The sequence below is a fragment of the Streptomyces sp. WELS2 genome, from assembly GCF_013870595.1.
Lineage (GTDB): Bacteria > Actinomycetota > Actinomycetes > Streptomycetales > Streptomycetaceae > Streptomyces.
Genome location: NZ_JACBWZ010001274.1, coordinates 1 through 1,263 on the forward strand (window position 1 = coordinate 1; position 1,263 = coordinate 1,263).

The 1,263-nt window shown below is 75.5% G+C and carries 1 pseudogene; it reads left to right on the forward strand.

From position 1 onward, the window contains the following. Nucleotides 1–1,263 (forward strand): annotated as a pseudogene (locus H5J33_RS35660) (amidohydrolase); the annotation flags it as partial.

Consider the following 1,263-nt stretch of genomic DNA (forward strand, 5'->3'; position numbering starts at 1 on the left):
ACGGCCGGTACGTGGCCTTCTGCGACCGCAACCGGCTCAACCACCGCTTCCGCGAGGGCTACCACCTCATCCGGGTCCTCGACACCCGCACCGGAACCGAGAGACGCCATCTGCCCGCCGCACACCAGTCCCTGTCCGACCGCGCCGCCGCCGGCCCCGTGTGGTCGCCCGATGGCCGCTGGATGGCGCTGGTCGCCGAGTCGGTGCTCTGGCTGCTGCCCGTCACCCGTGACGGCACCCCGACCGGTCCCGCCCGCCGGCTCACCGGCGAACCGGCCGACCACCCCAGCTGGGCACGCGGGGCGAACACCCTGCTGTACCTGTCATCCGGCCGGCTCCGTCTCCTCGACCCGGCCCGGTCCGGGCCCCGTACGCTGCCCGTGCCGCTCACCCACCGCCCGGCCCGCGGCCGGGAGCGGCTGCGCGTCCACGCCGGGCAGTTGTGGGACGGCACCGGCACCCCTGTGCGCCGGGACGTCGACATCCTCACCGACGGCCGCCGGATCACCGCCGTCGAACCCCATCGCCCGCGCCGCCCGGGTCACCGCACCGTGGACGCCTCGCGGCACACCGTCCTGCCCGGCCTGTTCGACAGCCACACCCATCCCTACAGCGCCCCCTACGGCGCCCGGCACGGCCTGACCGCACTCGCCTACGGCATCACCACCATGGCCTGCATGGGCGGATCCCTGTACGAGGCGGTCCGGCTGCGCGAGTCCCTCGCCTCCGGGCACAGCACCGGCCCGCGCCTGCTGGCCTGCGCCGAACTCATCGACGGCGCCCGCACCGCGTACGCCATGGGCCGCGCCCACCGCACCGCCGCCGGTGTGCGGCGCACCCTGGAGCGGGCCACCGCCCTGAAGGTCGACTTCGTCAAGACCTACGTCCGCGCCTCCGGGCAGGTCATGGCGCAGGCGGCGGACGCCGCCCACCGGCTCGGGGTGCCCAGCGGCAGCCACCTGTGCGCACCGGGCCGGGCCGCCGGACAGGACCTCACCACCCATCTGCAGGCCACCCAGCGCCTGCCCTACGGCCACGCCACCACCCCCACCGGCCACATCCACCAGGACCTCGTCCAGCAGTACGCCGACGGCAGCTTCGCCCTGATCGCGACCCCGTTCACCGCCCAGGCCCTGCTGGGTGAAGACCCCGCCCTGGCCGACGATCCCCGGGTGCTCACCCTCATGCCGCCCTGGGATGTCACCGCCGTCCGCGAACGCGCCCGCGAACGGCCCACCGCCGGCCAACGGCGGGCCCTCGCCA